General features: G+C 58.2%; 21 protein-coding genes and 1 pseudogene. 9 read left to right on the top strand and 13 right to left on the bottom strand.

The window, feature by feature from the left end:
* Nucleotides 1-30: 30 nt before the first annotated feature.
* From GOV90_RS11295 to GOV90_RS11265, 7 genes are all read left to right on the top strand, one after another.
* Nucleotides 31-1,005 carry an ABC transporter substrate-binding protein gene (locus GOV90_RS11295; protein WP_170558391.1) on the top strand — a complete coding sequence of 325 codons (975 nt, stop codon included), beginning with the start codon at nt 31-33 and terminating at the stop codon, nt 1,003-1,005.
* Between the two features lie 67 nt (nt 1,006-1,072).
* On the top strand, nt 1,073-2,608 hold the full coding sequence (locus GOV90_RS11290; RefSeq protein ID WP_253284633.1) for a sugar ABC transporter ATP-binding protein: 1,536 nt from the start codon (nt 1,073-1,075) through the stop codon (nt 2,606-2,608).
* Nucleotides 2,593-3,570: an ABC transporter permease gene (locus GOV90_RS11285; protein ID WP_170750436.1), complete on the top strand. Its 978-nt coding sequence runs from the start codon at nt 2,593-2,595 to the stop codon at nt 3,568-3,570. The genes GOV90_RS11290 and GOV90_RS11285 overlap by 16 nt, the downstream gene beginning before the upstream one ends.
* 3 nt (nt 3,571-3,573) lie before the next feature.
* Complete coding sequence (locus GOV90_RS11280) at nt 3,574-4,569, top strand: ABC transporter permease (protein ID WP_170403549.1); 996 nt, start codon at nt 3,574-3,576, stop codon at nt 4,567-4,569.
* Nucleotides 4,569-5,666, top strand: coding sequence for a mandelate racemase/muconate lactonizing enzyme family protein (locus GOV90_RS11275; protein ID WP_058277402.1), 1,098 nt, complete (start codon nt 4,569-4,571; stop codon nt 5,664-5,666). Before GOV90_RS11280 ends, GOV90_RS11275 begins: the two co-directional genes overlap by 1 nt.
* The gene (locus GOV90_RS11270; protein ID WP_171092095.1) at nt 5,666-6,706 is read left to right on the top strand and encodes a zinc-binding dehydrogenase; all 1,041 of its coding nucleotides are present in this window, start codon (nt 5,666-5,668) and stop codon (nt 6,704-6,706) included. The genes GOV90_RS11275 and GOV90_RS11270 overlap by 1 nt, the downstream gene beginning before the upstream one ends.
* Entirely contained in the window at nt 6,703-7,473 is a 771-nt protein-coding gene (locus tag GOV90_RS11265) for an SDR family oxidoreductase (protein ID WP_171092093.1), read from the top strand. Before GOV90_RS11270 ends, GOV90_RS11265 begins: the two co-directional genes overlap by 4 nt.
* 30 nt (nt 7,474-7,503) lie before the next feature.
* Here GOV90_RS11265 and GOV90_RS11260 read toward each other — a convergent pair whose 3' ends face one another.
* The 7 genes from GOV90_RS11260 to GOV90_RS11230 all read right to left on the bottom strand — a co-directional run bounded on the left by GOV90_RS11260 (nt 7,504) and on the right by GOV90_RS11230 (nt 14,267).
* Nucleotides 7,504-7,923 (bottom strand): secondary thiamine-phosphate synthase enzyme YjbQ, encoded by a 420-nt coding sequence (locus tag GOV90_RS11260; RefSeq protein ID WP_171092091.1) that lies wholly within the window; start codon nt 7,921-7,923, stop codon nt 7,504-7,506.
* A 112-nt stretch (nt 7,924-8,035) separates the two neighbouring features.
* Nucleotides 8,036-8,899, bottom strand: coding sequence for a sugar phosphate isomerase/epimerase (locus GOV90_RS11255; RefSeq protein WP_171092089.1), 864 nt, complete (start codon nt 8,897-8,899; stop codon nt 8,036-8,038).
* An 11-nt stretch (nt 8,900-8,910) separates the two neighbouring features.
* On the bottom strand, nt 8,911-9,801 hold the full coding sequence (locus tag GOV90_RS11250; RefSeq protein ID WP_171092087.1) for an NAD(P)-dependent oxidoreductase: 891 nt from the start codon (nt 9,799-9,801) through the stop codon (nt 8,911-8,913).
* Nucleotides 9,802-10,025: 224 nt separating this feature from the next.
* The gene (uxuA, locus tag GOV90_RS11245; RefSeq protein WP_171092084.1) at nt 10,026-11,207 is read right to left on the bottom strand and encodes a mannonate dehydratase; all 1,182 of its coding nucleotides are present in this window, start codon (nt 11,205-11,207) and stop codon (nt 10,026-10,028) included.
* On the bottom strand, nt 11,204-12,256 hold the full coding sequence (locus tag GOV90_RS11240; RefSeq protein WP_171092082.1) for a Gfo/Idh/MocA family protein: 1,053 nt from the start codon (nt 12,254-12,256) through the stop codon (nt 11,204-11,206). Before GOV90_RS11240 ends, uxuA begins: the two co-directional genes overlap by 4 nt.
* Nucleotides 12,253-13,254 (bottom strand): Gfo/Idh/MocA family protein, encoded by a 1,002-nt coding sequence (locus tag GOV90_RS11235; protein WP_171092080.1) that lies wholly within the window; start codon nt 13,252-13,254, stop codon nt 12,253-12,255. The genes GOV90_RS11240 and GOV90_RS11235 overlap by 4 nt, the downstream gene beginning before the upstream one ends.
* The gene (locus tag GOV90_RS11230; protein ID WP_171092078.1) at nt 13,251-14,267 is read right to left on the bottom strand and encodes a Gfo/Idh/MocA family protein; all 1,017 of its coding nucleotides are present in this window, start codon (nt 14,265-14,267) and stop codon (nt 13,251-13,253) included. The genes GOV90_RS11235 and GOV90_RS11230 overlap by 4 nt, the downstream gene beginning before the upstream one ends.
* Nucleotides 14,268-14,390: 123 nt before the next feature.
* Here GOV90_RS11230 and uxaC point away from each other — a divergent pair, with 123 nt between their 5' ends.
* Entirely contained in the window at nt 14,391-15,734 is a 1,344-nt protein-coding gene (uxaC, locus tag GOV90_RS11225) for a glucuronate isomerase (protein ID WP_171092076.1), read from the top strand.
* Nucleotides 15,735-16,931 carry a mannitol dehydrogenase family protein gene (locus tag GOV90_RS11220; RefSeq protein ID WP_171092074.1) on the top strand — a complete coding sequence of 399 codons (1,197 nt, stop codon included), beginning with the start codon at nt 15,735-15,737 and terminating at the stop codon, nt 16,929-16,931. It abuts the gene before it with no gap.
* On the opposite strand, the gene GOV90_RS11215 is transcribed toward GOV90_RS11220, so the two are convergent.
* From GOV90_RS11215 to GOV90_RS11190, 6 genes and pseudogenes are all read right to left on the bottom strand, one after another.
* Nucleotides 16,918-17,781 carry a sugar kinase gene (locus tag GOV90_RS11215; protein WP_171092072.1) on the bottom strand — a complete coding sequence of 288 codons (864 nt, stop codon included), beginning with the start codon at nt 17,779-17,781 and terminating at the stop codon, nt 16,918-16,920. The two genes, GOV90_RS11220 and GOV90_RS11215, sit on opposite strands and share 14 nt — an antisense overlap.
* Complete coding sequence (locus GOV90_RS11210; protein ID WP_170383330.1) at nt 17,778-18,659, bottom strand: DMT family transporter; 882 nt, start codon at nt 18,657-18,659, stop codon at nt 17,778-17,780. The genes GOV90_RS11215 and GOV90_RS11210 overlap by 4 nt, the downstream gene beginning before the upstream one ends.
* Nucleotides 18,660-18,662: 3 nt before the next feature.
* Nucleotides 18,663-19,589 (bottom strand): annotated as a pseudogene (locus GOV90_RS11205) (NAD(P)-dependent oxidoreductase); the annotation flags it as partial.
* A 100-nt stretch (nt 19,590-19,689) separates the two neighbouring features.
* Nucleotides 19,690-20,694 carry a Gfo/Idh/MocA family protein gene (locus GOV90_RS11200; RefSeq protein WP_171092068.1) on the bottom strand — a complete coding sequence of 335 codons (1,005 nt, stop codon included), beginning with the start codon at nt 20,692-20,694 and terminating at the stop codon, nt 19,690-19,692.
* Complete coding sequence (locus GOV90_RS11195) at nt 20,691-22,193, bottom strand: UxaA family hydrolase (RefSeq protein WP_171092066.1); 1,503 nt, start codon at nt 22,191-22,193, stop codon at nt 20,691-20,693. Before GOV90_RS11195 ends, GOV90_RS11200 begins: the two co-directional genes overlap by 4 nt.
* 24 nt (nt 22,194-22,217) lie before the next feature.
* Complete coding sequence (locus tag GOV90_RS11190) at nt 22,218-23,168, bottom strand: phytanoyl-CoA dioxygenase family protein (protein ID WP_171092064.1); 951 nt, start codon at nt 23,166-23,168, stop codon at nt 22,218-22,220.
* Nucleotides 23,169-23,176: the final 8 nt, after the last annotated feature.

Below are 23,176 nucleotides of genomic sequence, written 5' to 3'. Positions count from 1 at the left end.
GGCGACCGCACCAATGGAGGAGGAATAACCATGAAACGCAGAACTCTTTTGATCTCGACGGTTGTCGCGGGTGCGCTGTTGGGCACGACTGCGATAGCGCAGGATCTGCCACCGCTTGAGCAGAAGGATCGCTACAAGGTCGGCTTTGCGCAGATGGAGTCGAACAATCCGTGGCGCATTGCCGAGACAAAATCGTTCCATGACACGGCCGAGGCCTGCGGCTGGGACCTTATCGCGACGGATGCAGCCGGATCTGCAGCAAAGCAGGTTGCGGATGTGGACAGCATGATCGCCCAAGGCATCGACGTTCTGTTCCTGCCCCCGCGGGAAGAAAAGCCGTTGATCCCAGCCGTTATGAAGGCCCGTGCCGCGGGAATCCCGACCTTTTTGGTGGACCGCTCGGTTGATCCGGCCGTTGCCAAGCCGGGCGAGCATTTTGTGGCGTTCCTTGGGTCGGATTTCATTGATCAGGGCAACCGTGCCGCACAGTGGCTGATGGAGAATTTCGACGGCGACAATGGCGTCATCGTCCAGTTGGAAGGCACGACTGGTTCTTCACCTGCAAATGACCGCAAAAAAGGTTTCGACGACGCGATTGCAACGGATGACCGCTTTGAGATCGTGGCTTCTCAGACCGGTGACTTTGCGCGCGACCTGGGTCGTCAGGTGATGGAAACCCTGCTGCAGGCGCACCCCGATGTGAACGTGGTCTACGCCCACAATGACGAGATGGCAATCGGTGCGATCCAGGCACTGGAACTGGCCGGCCGCAAGCCTGGCGAGGACGTGACCATCGTTTCGATCGACGGGACACGCGATGCACTTCAGGCTATTATCGATGGCAAGATGGGGGTGACGGTGGAAAGCTCACCCTTCTTCGGCCCTCTGGCTTGTGAAGTCATGAATAAATACGCGGCTGGCGAGGCGATCCCGGAATGGGTGAAAGTCGAAGATCGCATCTTTACCAAGGACAATGCGGCCGATCACATCGACGAAGCCTATTGATTCTCCCTGGTGGGTGGTGCTGGCCTGTGGTCGGCGCCACCTGCAAGCAATCGGAGGAAGACATCTCATGAATGCGCTCGTCTCGATGTCGGGAATTGAAAAGTCCTTTGCCGGCGTGCCGGCACTTAGCCAGGCCAACCTGGAAATCGCGCCCGGCGAGGTTCATGCGCTGATCGGCCAGAACGGTGCGGGCAAATCGACGATGATCAAGGTTCTGACCGGAGTTTACGATCGGGATGCCGGCGACGTTCATCTGGCGGGTGTGCCAAGCCGCATTTCCACTCCGCGCGAAGCGCAGGAATCCGGAATTGCCACCATCTATCAAGAGCTCAACCTGGTGCCGCTGCGGTCAGTGACTGAAAACATCATCATGGGGTACGAGCCCAAACGTCTCGGCTTTCTGGTCGACTGGCGCGAGGGCAACATGCGCGCACGCGAGGTTCTTACGCGCTTTGGCATAGATATCGACGTGACCGAGCCGCTAGGAAATTTCTCGACAGCGATCCAGCAGTTGGTTGCGATTGCGCGGGCTGTTTCGCTGGATGCGAAACTTGTCATCATGGACGAACCCACGTCGTCGCTGGATGCCAGCGAAGTCGAGGTGCTGTTCGGTGTTGTGCGCGAGTTGAAGAAACAGGGCGTGTCTGTTCTTTATGTTTCGCATTTCCTCGATGAGCTGTTCCAAATATGCGATCGAGTCACAACGATGCGAGATGGGCGCACCGTCAGCACACGTAACGTCCAGGATACGACCAAACTGGAAATGATCGCGGACATGCTGGGCCGCAACAAGGATGAGATCGCGGCAGACGGTTTGACGGACTTCGCAGGTGCCAAGGCCAAGAAAGGCGATATCGTTTTGCGGGCGGACTCTGTTTCAACAGGCCCGCGGCTGACGCATTTCGACCTCACTCTCCACCGCGGGGAAATCGTTGGGCTGGGCGGATTGCTGGGCTCAGGCCGGACCGAGGCGGCGCGCGCTTTGTTCGGAGTGGACGGGAAACACAGCGGCGCAATCGAATTGCATGGCGTGGTCGGGCAACCGTCCGGACCGGGTGACGCGATCGTAAACGGCGTCGGCTTTCTGACCGAAGATCGCAAGGCCGAAGGGATCATTCCAGACATGTCCGTGCGCGAGAACATGACGCTGGCCCTGCTGCCGAAACTGGCCAGTCGTGGTCAAATCGACTTTGCCCGCGAGCGCGAGATTGTTCAGGCCTTTATCGACGATCTGGGCATCAAGGCGGCGCATATGGACCAACCCATTCGCGAATTGTCCGGCGGCAACCAGCAGAAGGTGCTGCTTGCCCGTTGGCTGGCGACGCAGCCCGACATCCTGATACTCGACGAGCCGACCCGAGGCGTGGATGTTGGCGCCAAGCGAGAGATCCAATCGTTCATTCGGTCTTATGTCGAGAAGGGGTTTGGCGTCGTTCTCATCAGTTCGGAATTCGAAGAACTGGTGGAAGGCGCCGATCGCATCGTGGTCATGCACGAGGGACGCTCGGTCAAGGAACTGACCAACCCCGGGGTCACCGAGAACATACTGGTGCGCGCGCTTGCGCATCATGAAGAAGGAACTGGTTCATGGAACGCGCAATGAAGTTGCCGCAACGGGTCGCATCAATGCCCTTCCGCTTTCACGGCGGCATCGCCGCGTTAGTCGCCCTGCTGGTGTTCAACGCGTTTTTCACACCTAATTTCCTGCAACTGCAAACCCTGTTCGTAAATATCAGCCAGGTCGCTACGATCGCCATCGTGGCCATGGGGATGACGCTGGTAATCGCCACGGGTGGGATCGATCTGTCGGTTGGGGCGGTCATGGCGCTGGCGGGGGCGCTTGCTCCGTTGATCTTTCTGTCGGATCTGGGCTCTGCCAATCCGATGCTAGGCGTCACTTTGGCCATTGTCCTGCCGCTGTTCATTGCGGGGCTATGCGGGGTATTCAACGGCGTGATGGTTGCCGTGTTGAACGTGCAGCCCATCGTTGCGACGCTCATTCTCTTCATCTCTGGTCGCGGTATTGCCCAAGTCCTGACGAACGGGAACTTGCAGACGTTTTCAAACCCTTCATTCAGTTATCTTGGAACTGGTAAAGTGCTTGGATTGCCGTTCCAGGGCTGGCTGGCGCTGGCCATTGCCTGTGTGCTGTTTTGGGTGATCACCAGAACCACATGGGGCCGTTACTTGCTGGCCATAGGGGGCAATGAACGCGCGGCCTATCTGTCGGGTGGTCCCGTCCGACGGGTCAAGATCGGGGCCTATGTCATCTGCGCGGTGCTTGCGGGCCTAGCCGGTTTGATCGTGGTTGCAATCAACTCGGCCTCGGACGCCGCGCGCAACGGCAATCTGATGGAGCTTGATGCCATCGCGGCCGCGGTTGTTGGCGGGGCTCTTTTGCAAGGCGGGCGAGCGCCGATCTTTGGTGCCATACTGGGTGCCGTCATCATCCAGTTGGTCAAATATACATTGTTGGCCAACGGGGTAGAGGACGAAGTTGCACTGATCGCCAAGGCCGTCATCATTATCCTGGCCGTTTGGGTCCAGCAGTTTCGGAGGGCTTAATCGATGTTGGATGAAACGGCTTTTGACCTGCGAAAATACCTTCGGCGTAATTCGGCCTCGGTGACGGTTTGGATCGCACTGCTGGCTTTGATTCTGTTCGGGCTGATGCGCTATGACAACTTTGGCAGCGCCTACAATTTCTCGTCTTTCCTGAATTACAACGCGATGTTCATCGCGATTGCGCTGGGCATGTGTTTTGTGATCATGACCGGCGGGATTGATCTGTCGGTCGGATCAGTGGCGGCCTTTACCTCGGTTGTTGCGGCCTATCTCAGCCCGTATGGGATTCAGGTTGCGTTGCCGGGGGCCGTTCTTGCCGGGGTTGGTTTCGGGGCGATCAACGCCTTTTGCATAATCATCCTTCGGATCCCGCCCTTTATCGCCACGCTGGCCACCATGCTGGCCGCAAAAGGCGGCGCATTGGTGATTTCGGGCGCCCAGACAATTTCGGTCGATTGGGGGTCGAACTTCACCAAGCTTGGCATGGGGCAGGCGTTTGGCCTGTTTCCATGGGCAATCGTCATCGTGGCCGGACTGACTCTGGCACTTTGGCTGGTGCTGGAAAGAACCACCATCGGGCGGACCGTCTTGGCGATCGGTGGCAGCGAGGATGCCTCGAACCTCATGGGCCTGAAGGTCAATCGCGCCAAGGCTTTTGTCTACCTGCTGTCGGGTGGCTGTGCGGGGCTGGCCGGAGTCTTTCTGGCCTCGGGTTTTGGAGCTGGGCAACCCCTTGAAGGCATCGGATGGGAATTGTCAGCTATCGCTTCCGTGGTTGTAGGCGGCACTTTGTTGACGGGTGGGATGGGATCGATCCCTGCGACGGTCGCCGGCGCGTTGTTGCTGGGGCTGGTTTTCAACGTTCTAAACTTTGAAAACGGTCAGGGCACCATCAGTTTCAGTGCCTATTGGCAAATGGTCATACGTGGAGGCTTTCTATTTGCGGTCATCCTTTTACAGTCTCGGGTTATTGCCAGGCAGCAGAAGGTCTTGGGTTAATGAATCGCATAGAAAGTGTATCAGCGCGGCTGTTCAACGTTCCGCTCGCAGAGGTCCTGGTCGACGCCAAACATGGGGATCACACGTTTTTTCAATTGATCACGGTCACCATTCAAACCTCGGATGGGGTCGAGGGGGTCGGGTATACCTATACCGGGGGCAAGGGTGGTCACGCCATTCTGGCGATGATCAAGCATGACCTGTCACCGTTCCTTGTTGGACAAGACGCCGAACAGATCGAAAGCCTGTACGATGCCATGCAGTGGCACGTGCACTACGTCGCAAGGGGCGGGATCGCCTCGTTTGCCATCTCGGCCGTGGATATTGCACTGTGGGATATTCGCGGCAGAACGCAGAATGCGCCATTGTGGCAGATGGCCGGTGGAGCGTCGAAAAGGTGCAAGGCCTATGCCGGCGGGATCGACCTGAATTTCTCGTTGGAGAAACTGCTGCGTCAGACCGAAGGGTACCTTGCGCGTGGGTTCAACGCAGTCAAGATCAAGGTCGGTCAACCAGACCTGGCCGACGATCTTGCACGTGCCCGGGCGGTGCGCGAGATGCTGGGGCCGGACCGGTTCTTCATGGTCGATGCGAATTACTCTATGAGTGTCGAACAGGCCATCGTCGCTGCCAGAGGGTTCGCCGACTGCGATATCCTGTGGTTCGAGGAACCGACAATTCCAGACGACTACAAAGGTTATGGCCGAATTGTCGAAGCGACGGGCGTTCCCCTTGCCATGGGTGAAAACTTGCACACCATACACGAATTTGAATACGCCTTTGATGACGCGAAACTGAGTTTTATCCAGCCCGATGCCTCAAACTGCGGTGGAATCACCGGCTGGCTGCGCGTGGCCGCGCTAAGCGCACAACACGGCATTCCGGTTTGCAGTCATGGGATGCAGGAACTGCACGTCAGCCTTGTTTCTGCGCAACCCAACGCAGGGTGGCTGGAAGTACACTCATTTCCGATAGACCAGTACACGACCCGTCCGCTGGTTGTGGAAGACTGTCTGGCCGTAGCCCCGGATACCCCGGGAACCGGAGTGGAGTTCGACTGGGAAAAATTGAATGCGGAACACAAGGAGATGCAATAATGACGACCCAGACGATCTCTGCGGCATACTACAGGGGCGATAAGAGCTTTGCTGTAGAGCAAGCCCAAGCGACTGCTCCGGGCCCAGGCGAGGTTGCCGTTCGCGTTGCCTATTGCGGGATTTGCGGGACGGATATGCACGTCTACCACGGCAACATGGATGCCCGCGTCGGCCTGAACCGGGTGATTGGGCATGAGATGTCAGGTGTCGTCGAAGCGGTGGGCGAGGGCGTCGATACGGTCGAACCCGGCCAGAAGGTCGTTGTCCGACCGCTTGATCACTGCGGAGAATGCCCAGCTTGCAAGCGGGGGCATCAGCATATCTGTCAGAATCTCAAGTTTCTCGGCCTCGACACCGATGGCGCGATGCAAGAGATCTGGACTGTTCCGGCCCACACGTTGCACGTTCTGCCGGATGACTTGCGCATGGATTACGCGGCGCTGATCGAGCCGGTTGCCGTTGCCTGCCACGATGTGCGGCTGTCTGACCTGCAACCTGGAGAGGATGTTGTCGTTATCGGCGGCGGCCCGATTGGCATCCTGGTTGCCATGGTTGCGCGGGACGCGGGTGGAAATGTCGTAGTTTCCGAAGTGAATCCGAACCGTCTTGCGATAGCTGAAAAACTTGGCTTTGACACGATCAACCCAACCGAAACCGACCTAGTGTCCACAATCAATGCGCGCACGGGCGACAAAGGGGCAGATGTGGTTTTCGAGGTGTCAGGAACGCAGCCCGGTGTCGATGCAATGACCGCCGTTGCCGCGACTCGGGCCCGGATCGTAATGGTCGCGATTCATGCTCAAAAACCTCAGATAGACCTGTTCCAGTTCTTCTGGCGAGAGCTGCAACTGATCGGTGCTCGGGTCTATGAGCCAGAGGATTACGAGAAAGCCATTGCAGTTGTCGCCTCGGGCGGAGTGGACGCGGATGTTGTGATCACGGACGTCAGCCCACTGGCAGACATCCAGGCCGCGTTCGAAGCACTAGATCGCAGCCCAACCGCAATGAAAAGCCTGATCGAAGTAGGACCGCGTTCATGAGTGTTTTGCAAAGTTTCGACCTGACGGGAAAGACGGCCCTTGTGACCGGGTGCAAACGCGGTATCGGGCGCGGTATGGCCGAAGCATTGGCATCGGCCGGAGCCAATATCATCGGAGTGTCCGCCTCGCTCGAGCTGTCTGGCTCGGATGTCGAAAAAGCCGTGACGGCGATGGGACGCAATTTCCGGGCCTACCAATGCGACTTCTCGGATCGCGCCGCGCTGCATGGGTTCATTGATCAGTTGAGGGCCGACGGACAAATCCCTGATATACTTGTCAACAATGCCGGCACGATCAAACGCAAACCCGCCGCCGAACACCCGGACGACTGGTGGGACGAAGTGATGGAGGTGAACCTGTCCTCGCAGTTCGTTCTGTCACGCGAGATCGGCAAGGACATGCTGGCGCGCGGCTCGGGGAAGATCATCTTCACTGCATCGCTGCTGACATTTCAAGGCGGCATCACCGTTCCGGGCTATGCGGCCTCGAAAGGCGGGATTGGACAGCTGACCAAAGCCTTGGCCAACGAATGGGCCGGGCAGGGCGTAAACGTGAATGCGATCGCGCCTGGCTACATCGCGACCGACAACACCCAAGCCCTGCGGGATGATCCGGTCCGGTCGAAGTCGATCCTGGAACGAACACCCCAAGGCCGTTGGGGTACGCCTGATGATTTTGCCGGACCGGTGGTCTTTCTGGCCTCTGCTGCGTCGGACTTCGTCAACGGTGAAATCCTTGTAGTCGACGGGGGCTGGATGGGGCGTTAGCACTGCCAACGCTCCATGTGATCCAAGGCATCACGTCCCGATGTAGTGCACCTGCAATCGGCGTGCCTTGGGTGCTTCCCGATGTTCGAACAGGTACAGGCTTTGTACGCGACCCAGCGGAAGCTGCCCCTGTTCGACCGGGATCGATACCTGAGTTTGCGTCAACAGCGCCCGCAGATGCGATGGAGCGTTGTCGTCCTCGGTCGGGCGGTGGTGATACTTGCCTGGTGACTTGGGTACGAGTTTCTCGAAGAGCGTCTCGATATCCTTGAGCACTTCGGGATCGGCATTGGCTTGCACCAACAGCGCGGCACCGGTGTGGACGCACCAAAGGGTCAACAGGCCCGAGACAAATTCGTGTTCGGACACCGCACGCTGAACGATCCCGCTGATGTCGATGAGGGATTTGCCCGGCGTTTCAATGGACAGGTCAAAAAACTCTTGCTTCATCCAGCAGGCCCTTTCCTTGATATCACGCGATCGCAACCAGCTTTCTACATCCCAATTGGCATTCAGCAATGGGGATCAAACTTTTGATTTTGAACGCATATTGACTGCATGTTCATGCAAACAGGCTTTTAAACTGGTCCACACACAGACGAAAACCATCTTCGAAATTCCCGTTGCCGGGGTGATAAACGCTTTCGAAAGAAATGACGCCATTATAGCCGTCGAATCTAAGCGCGTCCGCGATGGGTTGGAACAGAGGCGCAAGCTGACCTTCCCCCATGCAGCGCACTTCCAGCGTTGCCCGTGGCGTGTCAACCTTCACGTCCTTGATGTGAATGTGACCCAGATAGCCGCCGCGCAGTTCTTCATAACCGTCCGGATATGCCAGTTCATGGCACCAGCAGTTGTTTCCGGGGTCCCACAGCACTTTCAAAGTGTCTATTGCGTCCAAATCGTCAATCAGCTTGCGGGCTGTATAGTTGGAGTTGACCAGCGTGCCGTTTCCGGTTTCCACGACAAGCGTCACGCCTTCAGCTCTTGCCAGTTCAACCGCCGGCGCGATCAGCGGCGGCATCGAGTCCCATACCCCATGCGCTACGTTCCACTTCTCGGCGCCGTTTTTTCCCCACAGTATCTGCTCTTTTCGTTGGGTCATGATCCGAACCAGCGGAGACCCAACAACATGCGCCATGTCGATTACGCGTTTCAAGGCGTCCATATGCCGAGTGTGCAGGTCGTCGCCGGGCCTATTGGCAGCTGTCATCCCCGCAAAGATATGGCGCGACAGACATGATACAGGCTTGCCTCGGTCGCGCAAGAGCGCGTTGATCTCGGCGATTTCCTGCGGGGAATGATCCCCGACCTCCGCATCGCCAACGAATTGAAGCTCTGCATAGTCCAGGCCGAACTCGTCCATCACGTCCACGGCATGCCGCAGATCGCGGGAAATGCCGTCGCAAATTACACCTAATTTCATGTCCGGTCCCCTCAGCGATGCAATTCTGCGTCAACGATTTCTTCGATGACGCGAGTACACACCCAGTTGTCACCATTCGGGTATTTGGTTTTTCCTGCGTGAAAGATCTGCATTGCGGACGAGGCAGTATGCATGGGAACGCCCAGCGCACCCGCCAGTGCCAGAGAGATCGTCAGGTCCTTATGCATGGTTGCGATATGGCTGCCGGTGGCCTCGAACTTACGGTCAATGATGTTCTCTAGCGCGGTATTCACGACGCCACACCCCGCGCTGGAGGACGAGAACACATCAAGCAATGCCTGACCGCTGACACCGGCTTTGGCCGCCAGGGCTGCAGCCTCGAATGTGGCGGAAAAGATCGATCCGATCAGAGATTGCAGGCAGGCTTTCACGGTTTGCCCGTCGCCGGCGTTTTCTCCAACCCGATGAATTGTTGCCGACACTGCCTGCATGACTTCGGCATTTCGGTCCAGCACATCCGCAGCGCCGGCAGCCATCATCGTCAATGTGCCGTTCTGCGCGCCGGGAAACCCACCCGAGACCGGAGTGTCGATCAGGTGGATGCCTGCGCCCTCCATGTCTTGCCCGATAGCGCTTGCTTCGGCCGGGGTAATGGTCGCCGACAGGATGACAGTTCCGCCTTTGGCCATGTTCGCAACCAAGCCATTTTCACCCAGAATGACATCGCGGGCCTGATCTCCGTTCATCACCATGACAAACACACTGGCGGCGTGACGGCCGACCTGTCCCACGCTGTCCTTGGCCAGGCCACCTATGTCGGTAAATGCCGTCATGCGCGTCTCGCTTAGGTCGAAACCGGATGTTTCAAAGCCATTCTTGATCAGGTTCTTGGCAAGGCCGCTGCCCATGTCGCCAAGACCGATTACGCCTGCTGTTTTCATTTGGAATCCTCCCGTTTTTCTGCCATTTCCGTATGGCAGACGTTTCGAAAAATGATGCCCAATCGCATCGGTTTTCGCGGGAGTTTCACGCGTCTTGAGCAGACGTCGGGCGAGTCCGGAAGACACCCCGCTGCCCGTTTACGTACCGTAAGTAAACGAAGAATGCAGCGCTCAGGCAAGCAAAGAAGTGTTGCGTGTGGAAAGAAACTGTCTGATCCGACGCGTTACGAGAATGCCGCCATTATGCCGCGTAGTTCCGCCAGCCCGCGCATTCGTCCGATCAGCGGATAGCCAGGAGTACTCTGTCCGCCCAGATCGCTCAGCAGTTCTTGTCCGTGGTCGGGCCGCATCGGAATTTGCCAGTCGCCACGCCCTTGGGATTTGCGGCGGCGCTGTTCGTTCATCAACTCGCGAATGGTGCCGACCATGTCTGTGTCGCCCTCCAAATGCGGGGCCTCAAAGAAGTCTGGCTTCTGGCTGTATGACCCCGCGATGCGTCTGGTGTTCCGCAAGTGAACAAAGTGAATCCGGCCGCCATGTCTACGCACGAAGTCCGGCCCATCGAATTCGGGGGACACTCCCAGCGAGCCGGTACACAACGTTGCGCCGTTCGCCTGCAAATCAACCGCATCCAGAACGGCGCCGTAGTCATCGGTGCTGGACATGACCCGCGGCAGACCGAGCAACGAGAACGGCGGATCATCCGGATGACAGCACAAGCGTAGATCTAGTTCTTGGGCCTCTGGGGCGACCTCGGACAGGAAGTCTATGAGGTTTGCGCGAAGCTGGTCACGGCCTATGTGCGCATATGTCCGCAACAAAGAGCGTACGTCCTGCACGCTCCACTGATCGTTGGCGCCGGGCAGCCCCGCAGTGACATTGTGCTGCAACTGAGCTTTGGATTCATCCGACATGCGCAAGAAACGATCCTTGGCCGTTTGCTGGACGTCGCTGGAATAGTCTTCCGACGCACCTGGACGTTCGAGAATATATATGTCGAATGCAGCAAAATCGGTCAGGTCGAACAGCATGGCCGTTCCGCCATGCGGCTGCGGGGCGCGAAGGGCGGTGCGTGTCCAATCCAGGATTGGCATGAAGTTGTAGCAAACGACTTTGACTCCACGGGCGGACAGGGCTCTGAGGCTGGACTTGTAAGCCTGGAGATGTTCGGCCATGTCTGTGGATTGCGTCTTGATCGCCTCGGAGACGGGCAGGCTTTCGACAACGTCCCAACTGTACCCGTCAGCGGTCAGAACGGCCTGCCGGTCGGCGATGCTCTGTTCGTCCCAGGGCTGTCCCGGTGGGATGTGATGCAGCGCGGTGACAATGCCCTGAACCCCGACTTGATGGAGATCGACCAGGGCGATCGGATCTTCGGGTCCGAACCAACGCCAGCATTGTTTCATGTCAGCCATCCTTCATACAGAGGGTGATCGGGCTCGATGGGAAGGGCAACACGCTGCCCGGTGCGCGCCGCGTGATAAATCGCCGTCACAAGGCCGATGGACGCAGCACCGTCCTGCAGTGTAACGACTGAATTTGCCTCGGACCGTAGCGCCTTGCCGACTTGGGTGAAGAACCCTTCGAAACCTGTTGGCTCCATAGCGGAGGCGGCAAGAGCGTCGTCGATAGTGGCTTGATCCAACGGGTCCCGCGCGACGAATGTCCAAGGCATTTGACCCGGGGCATAGGGTTCCGTGCCAGAGGTGGCGGTCACTTTTTCAAAGACGAACCGCAGGCGGGTTTCGTCCTTAGCGGCGCCTAGTGTGATGTTGCTTGTGCACAAAGCTCCAGAAGTCATGCCAAAGCAGATCGCGGCGCAGTCTTCCGTCTCGATCGGGTTAACTCGCGTTGTGGCCATTGCGGACACCCAGGCGATATCACCCGCAATATGAGTCAGCAGATCATGGTTGTGGATGGCATGGCCCAGCACTGCGCCGCCGCGTTCACCGGCCCATGTTCCCCGCCACGGCACCGCGTAATAGTCTGCCCCCCGGGACCAATGAGTTTCAAGCGCGGCAGTTTGGACCGCTCCGGTGAGGCCTGAACGTTGCAACTGGCGCATTTGGGCCAGTGACGGGCCCCACCGGTATTGAAAGACGGGAAACACATGCTTGCCCTTGCTGCGGGCGGTTTCCGTGATCCGATCTACATCCTGCATAGAGGTCGCAAGGGGCTTTTCGCATACAACGTGTTTTCCTGCGGCCAGTGCCGCAAGGGTGGTCGGTACATGCAGATGGGGTGGCAGGCAGATGTCGATGACATCAATCGCCGGATCATCCAGAGCGTCTTGAATGTTGGTAAGTGCTTGAAAATCCGAGTTTTGTCGAATCTGCTCGATCCGGTCCGTATTCTGGTCGACGACGGCGGCTACGCGGAAGGTGCGGTCAAGCCGTTCCAGTGCGCTCAGATGTTGCGCACCTATACCTGCGCCAAGGATCGCAACGTTGATCATCTTCGTTCCGCCATTTCCTGTGCACGCAGCGCCAGTTCCATGACCGTAAAGCAGTGGGTCTGCGCCATTGCGGTTTCGGTCCGGTTACGGACGTCATCGGCGAGGCGCGAAAAGTAGGGAAGGCCGGCGTTGGTTGCGTCGATCTTTTGGCAGGTTTCACCATTGACGAGGATCAGATGGTCTGTTCCCGAGGCACCACCCACATCGACGTATTTCCGCAACTCGATATAGCCTTCGGTGCCCAGGATCGTCAGGCGACCATCCCCCCAGTTTGGCAAGGCATCCGGAGTGAACCAGTCAACCCGGATGTACCCGGTGCCATTCTCGCTTCGAAGATTGAGCTCTCCGAAATCCTGCAATCCGGGATCATTGGGGTTTGCGTAGTTCGCTACATAGGCGTTTGTGATTTCTGCGGTTTTCGAACCTGTGTAGTGCAAGAACTGATCGATCTGATGCGAGGCTATGTCGGTCAGAATGCCGCCATAGCGGTCACGCTGAAAAAACCATTCCGGCCGGGTTGCCCGGTTCAATCGGTGCGGGCCAAGTCCGACCGTCTGGATCACGCGCCCGATGGCACCGACCTCGATCAACTCGGTCGCCCGGGTGCTGACCGGCGTTTCAAACCTTTCGGAAAAATCCACCGACCAGATTCGACCGGTGTCCGCAACCGCCCGTTTGATCTGGTCGAGTTGCTCGAACGACGTGCAGCCCGGCTTGTCGCTCATGACATCCATACCGTTCTGCATGGCGCGGATCGTCAACGCGGCCCTATCTGCCGGAATTGCGGAAATCAGCGCCAAATCCGCCCCGCAGGTTAAAGCGTCTTCCAGTCGGGCCAGCCGTGGAATATCGGGAAACCTTTTGACGTAGCCCGCCAGCGTTTCGGGTTCGCCTTGTGTCCAATAGCCAACGCAGTCCACGCCGATTTTCCGCATGTTTTCCGTCATGCCATAGATATGGCGGTGGTCCAGGCCAAGGGCGACGCAGGTCAGGCTCATGAGATGACTCGTGTTTTCTGGCCGGTTCGATTGGCGATCTGTATCGCGTCTATGACGGCGTGGGTCAAAAGGGCACTGCGTCCGGTGGCCATGGGTCGCGTTCCACCGGCGAGGGCGTTGGCAAAATCCTCTATGACCGCCTGGTGCCATTCATGGGTGAACGCCATGGGATCGGCCGCGCCGCCTGTGGCGGACGTTTCGCCAACCGTGGATTTCTGACCGTCGAAAGTGGTCAAGGTCAGAACACCTGATTCCAGATGCGCTTTGGCGTGCGTGCCCTGGATCGTGATAGATTCAGCGGCACCGGGATATACGGCGGTGGTTGCCATCAACGTTCCCACCGCGCCGTTATCCATTTCAAAGATTGCACCTGCCCAATCCTCGGCCTCGAGATCGTGCAACGGAGTTTTTCTCATCATGGCTTGAATGTCCGAGATCGGCCCCAACAGCCACATCGCGAGGTCAAGCGTGTGGATTGCCTGCGAAATCATGACACCGCCTCCGTCGCGTGCATAAGTGCCGCGACCTGGCTCGTCATAGTAGCTCTGATCGCGCCACCAGGGGACACGGATTTCCACCGTGGCGATCGCGCCCAACTCACCCTGTACAATAGCTGATTTCAGCGCCTGCGAGGCGGCGCGAGCGCGGTGCTGAAAAACGATGCCCAGCAGCACGCCAGACACCTCGCACTGCTCGACTATGGCTGTCGCGGCGCCAAGCGTTCTTTCGATAGGCTTTTCCATTAGGATCGGTTTCGAAGCGGTCGAAAGAACCCGCACCAACTCAGTGCGCTGATCAGGCGGGGTTGCGATGATCGCAAAGTCGACGTTTGAGTCGTTTGCGATTTCCTCAACCGAGCTGAACGCGCGGGTGTCGTTTCGCTGCGCGAACTCAGCTGCTTTTTCAGGATTGCGCCCTAGGACGCCAGCAAGATTGAGACCTCGCTCCGATGCCTGAATGGCAGCAACATGCGTTCCCGAAACCATCCCCAAACCAATCAGCGCAATATTCATTCATTCCCCCGGATCACCCGGTCAGTCTGCGGGTTCGAACGGGAAAGATGCAACCATTAAAAACTGTGTTAACAATTGCGGGCAGCAGTATCGGAGGCAGAATTGACTGGTAATTTGAATGGGATGGCAGAAGGCCTGTACCTGGGCATCAAGGACCTCCCGATCGTGTCTCCGCATGGTCACTGCGATCCGGGGTGGTTCGCAACCGATGCACCGTTTCCCAACCCGGCAGAGCTGCTGGTGGTTCCCGACCATTACGTGTTCCGTATGCTCTATTCGCAGGGTGTTCCCTTGTCCGAACTTGGCGTTGGGGAAGAAGGGCGAAAAAATGATCCTCGCGCCGTGTTTCGCACCTTTGCCGAGCACTGGCATCTGTTTCTGGGAACGCCATCCCGGATCTGGGTGAACTACGTGCTGCATGAAACGCTGGGCGTGTCTGAGGAGTTGTCTTCGCGCACAGCAGACCTGATCTATGATGAGATCGCCGAAAAGCTGGCGCGACCCGAATTTCGCCCGAGGGCTTTGTTCGACAAGTTTGGGATCGAGGTTCTGGCCACCACGGATTCCGCTCTCGACGGCCTCGCGGAGCATCGGGATATCCGTGCAAGCGGTTGGGGCGGGCGAGTTATTCCGACGTTCCGCCCAGACGGGGTTTTGGATGGGGCAGACCCGGAGTTCGTACAGAACCTGAACAAGTTGGCCGAGCTGACAGGCTGCGATCTGGGCAGCTATGATGGCTACCTCAATGCGCTGCGAATGCGGCGGGCTTATTTCATCCGGCTGGGCTGTACGGCTACCGACCACGGTATCGAACGTGTGCAGACCGAGTGGCTGGAAGACCCGGATGCGCTGTACCATCGGCTGAGACGGCGGGAAGGGACCGAACAGGATGCTCGCCGTTTCTACGGGCATATGCTGATCGAAATGGCGCAGATGTCTGTCGATGATGGTCTAATCATGCAGATACATGCGGGCAGCAAGCGCAACACGAACGACGCGGTAATGCGGGACTTCGGACGGGACAAGGGGGCTGACATTCCAATCGCGATGGATTGGGTCACGGGCCTTGAGGCGCTGTTGAACCGGGTCGGAAACTCGCCGGAACTGCGGATCATTCTCTTCACATTGGACGAAAGCACCTATGCCCGTGAACTGGCGCCAATGGCGGGGCATTGGCCGTGCCTTCGGATCGGGCCGCCTTGGTGGTTCCACGACAGCCCAGCCGGGATTGCGCGGTATTTCGATCAGGTCGTTGAAACGGCCGGATACTACAATCTGGCCGGATTCAATGACGACACGCGGGCTTTTCTGTCCATTCCAGCTCGTCACGACCTGTGGCGACGAGGTGTTTCTATTCATTTGGCTGAGCAGGTTGCGCGCGGCTATTTCGGCCGGGACAGTGCCGAGCATCTGGCGCGATTGCTGGCGGTCGGTCTGGCGAAACAGGTTTACGGGTTGCAAAGCTAGATGGGTACCATTCTTCACTTCGGCCTTGGAAACTTCGCCCGGGCGCATTTGCTGGACTACACCGATCAAGCGGGCGGATGGGACGTTGTCGGCGTTAGCCTGCGTTCATCCTCGGTTCGGGATGGATTGGCCGGCCAGGGTTTCGAGTACGATTTGTGCGTACAGGGGCAGGGCGTCCGGCGCATAAAAGCTCTGCGGGACGTTCTGGTCGCGCCCGAGGATCGCGCCGAGATTCTCAATGTGATGGCGGATGCCGAGATCATCTCGGCGACCGTCACCGAAAAAGGTTATCACTTGGACGCAGCGGGCAATCTGAACCTTCAGGACCCGGCGATTGCTGCCGATCTGGCGGGGCAGGGGCCCGCAACGCTGATCGGGTTTCTCGCTTTTGGCCTCGCGGAACGGCGCAAGCCAGTGACGGTGCTAAGCTGCGACAATCGCATGGAAAACGGCAAAACGCTTGAAATGGCTGTTGCCGATTTTGCAAATGCAGCCGGTCTGGACGTGAATTGGGACGCAGTTCGCTTTCCTAACGCGATGGTCGACCGGATCACCCCGGCTACCACGGACGCCGTTCGCGCAATCAGCGGCGATCCTATGGCTGTTCCAACCGAGGCGTTCTCGGAGTGGGTGGTCGAGGACAATTTCGTCGGGCCACATCCGGATTGGCCGGGCGTGCAACTGGTCGATGACGTGGCCCCGCACGAGATGCGAAAGCTACGCATGTTGAACGGTGCCCATTCCCTCTTGGCTTATGCCGGGTTGGAGCGAGGCCTGACCTACGTTCACGAAGCGGTTCGAGACCCGGTTTTGCGCCCACTGGTTACCGAGTTGATGAAGGATGCGGGCGCAACGCTGCCCGCAGCACTGCAAGTACAGGTTCCGGACTATGCCGAGGCTTTGTTGCGCCGCTTTGAAAACCTCGAGCTGGCGCACCGTCTGGACCAAATCGCGATGGATGGCAGCCAGAAGCTGCCGTATCGGTTTGTTCCCACACTCCGTGAGACCGGCTCTCAGGCGGTGATTGCAGGGATGCGGGCCTGGATCTCCTTTTGCATGTCCGAGATCGCCAAGGGCAGGACGCTGAACGATCCTTGCGCGTTGGAAATCGCCTCGGCTGTCACACAGCCAGATCCGGTAGTGCCGCTTTTGGACCTTGTTGGCGCTGAGGATCTCGCGTCACTTATCCGGGAATGATCGCGCCGCGGAACTGAACAACGGTGGACGCCAGATTGTGTCCGGCCATCAGGGCCTTGGCCTGCGATTTTCCTGTCAGCAAGGCTGCGAGGTACCCACCGTTGAAACTGTCGCCCGCCGCTGTGGTATCCAGCACGTTTTTGGCAGGCTCATAGGTTTGGTCAATGTTCTGACTAATGGACAGAGGGCCATCCTCTCCGCGTTTCAATGCACCGACACCGTGATGATCGGTAAAGCGTGCCGCCACTTGATCCGCGCTTTCCCCGAACAGTGCCATCTCGTCGTCGATGGATGGTAGGGCAATATCTGCACGCTGCCAAAGCCGTTGGTTGATCTGCCGGGCGTGTTCGGCGCTGTCCCAAAGACGCGGACGAAAATTGCTGTCATAGACCAACCGGACTGAAGAGCCTTCGAGCCAGTCCAGAAGCGCAACCCTTACTGAATGCGGAAGAATGGCCACGGAAATCCCTGACAAGTACAGCACGTCGTAACCTTTCAGCGAGCTGAAGTCATGATCGGCAAAAAGCTGGCGGGCGGCCGCCTCGCTGCGCCAATAGGTGAAGCTGCGTTCACCGTCCGCAGAGGTCGTGATCGCGTATAGTCCCGGAGAAGCGTTGGGAATGATGCGGATGCCGGATGTCCCGATGCCATGGCTGGCGATAAAGTCCGCGATGCGCCCTGAGAACGGGTCGTCGCCCAGACATGTCACATACTCCACCTGCAGATCAGGAGCCGCGCGGTGCATGTAGATGGCTGTGTTCAGCGTATCCCCCGCGACGCCCACCTTCGCGCCGGTCTCCAGCATGGACAATTCGATCATTGCTTCTCCGATGCAGGCAATTCGCGTCATTTCTTTTCTCTTTTCCAGATGATGAGCCCGGCGACCATGATCAGCGTAGCCCCTGCCAACGTGAATGCGTCCGGTACTGTGTCAAAGAACAGATAGCCCCAGATCGCAACGTAGATCAGGAACGAATAGGTGAATGGCATCAACTGGTTCGCCGTTCCGAATCGATGCGCGTTCGTCAGCAGTTGATGCCCGCACCAACCAAAGACGCCAAGACTTATCAGGACTATCAGGCTCCAAGTGTTTTCCGGCTGGACCCAAAACCAGATGGCGAAGGGCAGCAGGACCACCGTCCCGGTAAGCCCGAGGTAGAATTGCATGGTGTCCACCGCAACAACCCCGGACAGCCTGCGCGTCATGATCGAGTACAAAGCCAACGCGGTGGCATTGTAAACGATCAGAAGCATGGTCGGATGAAAGGCCGAACCAAACGGCCGCACGACAACCAACACCCCCAGAAAGCCCAGTATGATGGCCGCCCAACGCCATGGACCCACGCTCTCTTTCAACACGAAGACGGACAGGAAGCACACGATGACCGGGCTTGAGAACATGATTGCCGACACAACGGTTAGAGGCAAAAACCGCAGGGCATAAAAATTGAAAACGGTTGCCGAGATCAGCAGCAAGGCCCGGCTAATGACCTGCCATGGATGGTCAGTCTTGAAGCGGCTGGCCTCAATCCCTCCTTTGGCGATCACCCCCACAGAGATCACAAAGTGCCCCGCATAGCGCATGAACGCCAACTGAAATGCCGGCACGCCAGCCAACGCCAACCACTTGGCCCCAAGGTCCACCAGCGAAAAGAACAGCCACGCTGTCAGCATCAGCACGATGCCAAGGCGCGGCAGGTCTGCATTTGGGTTGGCGGTGACAGCCATCGATCAGGTGTTGAAACGCTTGACGTAGTAGTCGACCATCTGGCTGACCATGTCATCCGCCTGACCGTGGTCGCGCGCGTCATTTAGCGCCGAAAGCGCGCACTGCGACATCACGCTGGTGACGCCTGCATCGCGTGCCATACGGTCATAATACCCGAGGTCTTTTGCCGCGTTCTTGATGGCAAAGGCCAGCTGGTTTGGATCATTATCGACTCCGTAGGCTTTGACGAAATCCATCATTCCGGAATGCAGCGGCCCTGCGGCCATAACGTCATACACCTGCTTGCGGTCAACTCCGGTGATATCTGCCATGGCAAACGCTTCGGCCATCGCGTTCGCAACGGTCATTCCGAAGAAGTTGTTGATCAGCTTGATCGTGTGTCCGGACCCAACGGGGCCAAGGTAAAAGACGTTTTCACCCAAATCCTTCAGTGTCGGCTCGGCCTTGTCGAAGGCAGCCTTGTTGCCGGACGTCATAATGTTGAGCTTGCCTTCGAGCGCGTGCGATGGCGTCCGGCCAAGCGGCGCATCCAGATAGCTTCCGCCAGCAGCGGCAACCTCCTCGGCCAAGGCGCGTGTGCTGCCTGGAAGCGAGGTGCCAAAGTCGATGACGATTGCTCCGGGTTTCAATCCCGCAATCACTCCATCTGCGCCGCGCATCCGGCTCTCGACCTGTTCGGAGGTGCCCATGCACAGCATCACGATGTCGCTGGCCTCAGCCAGCTCTTGGGCGTTTCGCATCTCGCGGGCGCCCCGGTCTATCGCGGCGTCCAGGTATGTGCGGTCGCGGTTTCCCAATACAGCGACCGAGTATCCTTGGTCCAACAGTCGGCTCACCATGGCTCCGCCCATTAGTCCCAAGCCGATAAACCCGATTGATGGTTTGCTCATTGGTTTCCCTTTCCGTGAATGTGTCTGGTTTTCATTCTTGTGTCTGGCGCGGGCGGCTTTGCAGTTTGAATGCTCACATTTCCCGGCGGATAATCATTGGTTTTTGAGTGGTCCGGAATTTTGCCGGGCCGCATGGCCATCACGCCGGTGCCCGCGCTCGAGCTGTTCGCGCCTTGAGCCCCTGTTCGATCCATGATGTGACCTCGAGCGTCCGGGCTGCATCCTCCACGTCGATAAGTGGAGGGGCGCCGTTGATCACGTCAAGGAAGTGATCCAGTTGCGCTTCAAGCGGCGCGCGTTGTTGTTCCGGTCGTGTAAGTTGGTCTTTCTGGGCCGGAGTGCCCCAATCCTTTCCACGCCACAGGGTCATGGAGGGAAAACTGACAGCGCCGCTGGTTCCCGTGATCCACATCATGTCCTGGTGGGTCGTGCCGATATTCGGGTTCTCGCCGGTTCCGGCCTCAAACCCCCAAGGGCTAGGTGCGGTGTCGGCAAAGCTGATCGTGCCCGTCGCACCGTTTTCGAACGCGATCGCAACAGCCCCGCTCTCTATGCGATCTGATCCGCGGATTGACGCGCCGGGCAGGGCGACGACATCTGAGATTTCACCGATCACAAAGCGCAAGACATCGATATCATGCACCAGATTGATCATGACTGGACTACCATCAGACGTCCGCCAGTTCTGTTCAAAATAGCTCTCGGGTTTGCGCATGGCCCACAGCAACGAGACGTTGATGACTTGTCCGATCGTACCTTGCACGATCACCTCTTTCAGGCGCTGCAAGGTTGTGTGATACCGCCGATGGTGGCCTACAAGGCTGCGGACATCGGCCTGGCGAACGGCCGTTCCAAGGCGCTGGGAATCATCGATCGATGCGGCAACTGGCTTTTCGATCAGCATGTGCCAACCGCGGGATGCGGCCAGAATGCCATGTTCGGCATGCAGGCGGGTCGGCGTCGCGATGATGACGCCATCTACCGGGCCCTTCACCTCGTCCATACTGGAAAAACGCGGCGCGTCGATCTGGATCGAGCCGTCTGGATCGGCCAATCCGACCAACATGCAGCCGGGATGCTCAATCACGGCGCGGAGGTGGCGGATACCGATTAATCCGCCGCCAGCTACAAGGATCCGTTTCACATCACCGCTCCGATTTGCCAGGGAACAAATTCGTAGTCACCCAGGCCTTGCGCCTCGGACTTGGTTCGCGCGCCCGAGGCGACTTGGAGCAGCCGTCGGTATATTTCCTGTCCTTTCACTTCGACGCTGGCACCTTTGGTCAGAATGTCGCCCGCATTCACGTCCATGTCTTCGGCCATGCGCGCTGCCAACTCAGAGTTGGTAGCGATTTTCAGCGTAGGCGCCGGTTTGGACCCAAAGGCAGAACCGCGCCCCGTGGTGAAGCACACAAGGTTGCACCCGGCCGCGATCTGCCCGGTCACCGAGGCCGGGTCATATCCGGGGCTGTCCATGAAGGTGAAGCCTTTGGCGGTGATGGGTTCGGCGTATTTGAATACACCGGTCAATGGGGTGGTTCCGCCCTTCGCCGCTGCCCCCAGCGACTTCTCAAGGATGGTCGTCAGACCGCCTTGCTTGTTGCCGGGGCTTGGGTTGTTGTCCATCGAACCGTGATTGCGGGCGGTATAGTCCTGCCACCAATCGATCAGTCCGATCAGTTTTTCCCCAGTTGCACGACCAAGGGCGCGGCGGGTCAAAAGGTGTTCGGCTCCGTAGATTTCGGGCGTTTCCGCAAGGACTCCTGTGCCTCCTTGGGCAACCAACAGGTCGCAGGCATGCCCGAGCGCCGGGTTAGCGGTCACACCTGACCAAGCGTCCGATCCACCGCATTGCAACGCAACCATCAGTTCGGACGCAGGGGCTTCGCTGCGCCGCGCCTCATTGGCAATGGGTAGCATCTGGTTGATCTTGCTGATGCCCATTTCCACGGTCCGGCGCAATCCCGCGACGTTCTGGATGTTCATCGTCTGGAAGGTGGGACTTTGCTTCAGACCATATGCGTCCAGCAGCCAGTCGATTTGGTTCATCTCGCAGCCCAGACCGACCATTAGAACGGCAGCGTGGTTGGGATGTTTCGCAAACCCCCACATGACCCGTTGAAGTGCTTCGAAACCGTCGCCGGAATCGGCCATTCCGCAGCCCGTTCCGTGGACAAAGGCCACCACGCCGTCGACGTTCGGAAACTCGGCCAACTTGTCCGGCGTGAAGTGGTTGGCGATCATACGGGCCGCAGTCGCCGAACAATTAACTGTGGTCAGAAGCGCGATGTAATTGCGCGTGCCGACCCGACCACTGTCCCGGTGGTAGCCCATGAACGTATCGACCGAGGTGGCGGGTTTCATGGGCCTGTGATCCGTCGCAAACTCGTAGTCCACACTAGTGTTGCGGAACTCGATATTGTGGGTGTGCACATGGTCGCCAGGTTCGATCGGTTGGGTGGCGTAACCGATAATCTGGGCGTATTTTCTGACAGGATCGCCGGGTGCAAGATTCCGCGTGGCGACCTTGTGTCCCGAGGGGATGCGCGTATTGGTCATGACATCCTCCACCATACTGCCGGCATCCAGGAACCGAGTTGTAACAACCACGCTATCCGTTCTATCTAAACGTACAAAAGTCATAATCAGCTTTCCTGGCGGCAGCAGCTAGGCGCAGAACGGTGAATCCGATGTCCACCGGTGAATATCTATGTGCGGTTGTCCGGACAGCCTTGCTCGCGCCGCTTCCCAATTGGACTTGCAGACACGCCAATCTCGCAGTTCGGTTTCGGGGCGCGATCTGGACCTAGCGATGAAGCTGGGGAAATGGTCTCGACCGGTGGGCTGGCCTGCCGCACTGAAGCGGATGTCGAACGACCAGCGGAACCGGTCCGTTTCATTGACCAGCGAAGCATGTGGCGTCAGAGGGTGAAACAGGATGATCCCGCCCGCCTTGACAGGAAGGGGCACAGCCCGGCCTTCGTCAATGAATCCGTCGGCAATACCAGTCTGCGTCCGCGCGCAATGCGGTAGGATGGATTGGTCCTGTTCCTTTGGCAGCACTTGCAGGCAGCCGTTTTCGACCGTTGCATGGTTGACGGCAATCCACACCGTGACCATGTCGGTCTGATCCGCATCCTCCAACGCAACCGCCCGGTCCTGATGCCAGTCCGTCGCTGTGATGTGCGCGCGCACCTCATCCTTGGACAGCTTGAGAGCGGGGGGCTTCAGCCGAACGTGCTGGATTGGATTGCTCACCAACTCTGGCCCGATCAACTGCTCGACAATGTCAAGCATGGGCCGGGCCGTTAGCAAGTCGAACACTGCAGGCCCGATATGGAATGGTGTGTCCGCCTTGATCCGATCGCCGGGCAACGAGATGTCAAGCGGCTGGAAATAGTCGCAACCGGCCTGATAGGCGGACAGAAGTTTGTCCCAGAAGGTCATTCCAGACGGTTCGTCCTTGACCAGCCCTTTTTCGTACCAACCGTCATAGAGCCGGCTCAGGACATCCGAGTATTCGGTCTGTACCCGATCAAGGACATCGGCAGGGATAACATCCTCGACCACGAGGTATCCGTCCGTCTGGAACTTGCCAATCTGATCTTGTGTCAGCATGGGTGCGA

The sequence above is a fragment of the Ruegeria sp. HKCCA5929 genome (assembly GCF_013034525.1).
In the GTDB taxonomy this organism is placed as follows: Bacteria; Pseudomonadota; Alphaproteobacteria; order Rhodobacterales; family Rhodobacteraceae; genus Ruegeria.
The sequence above is the reverse complement of the archived record's forward strand: the minus strand, read 5'-3'. Positions and strand labels throughout refer to the sequence as shown.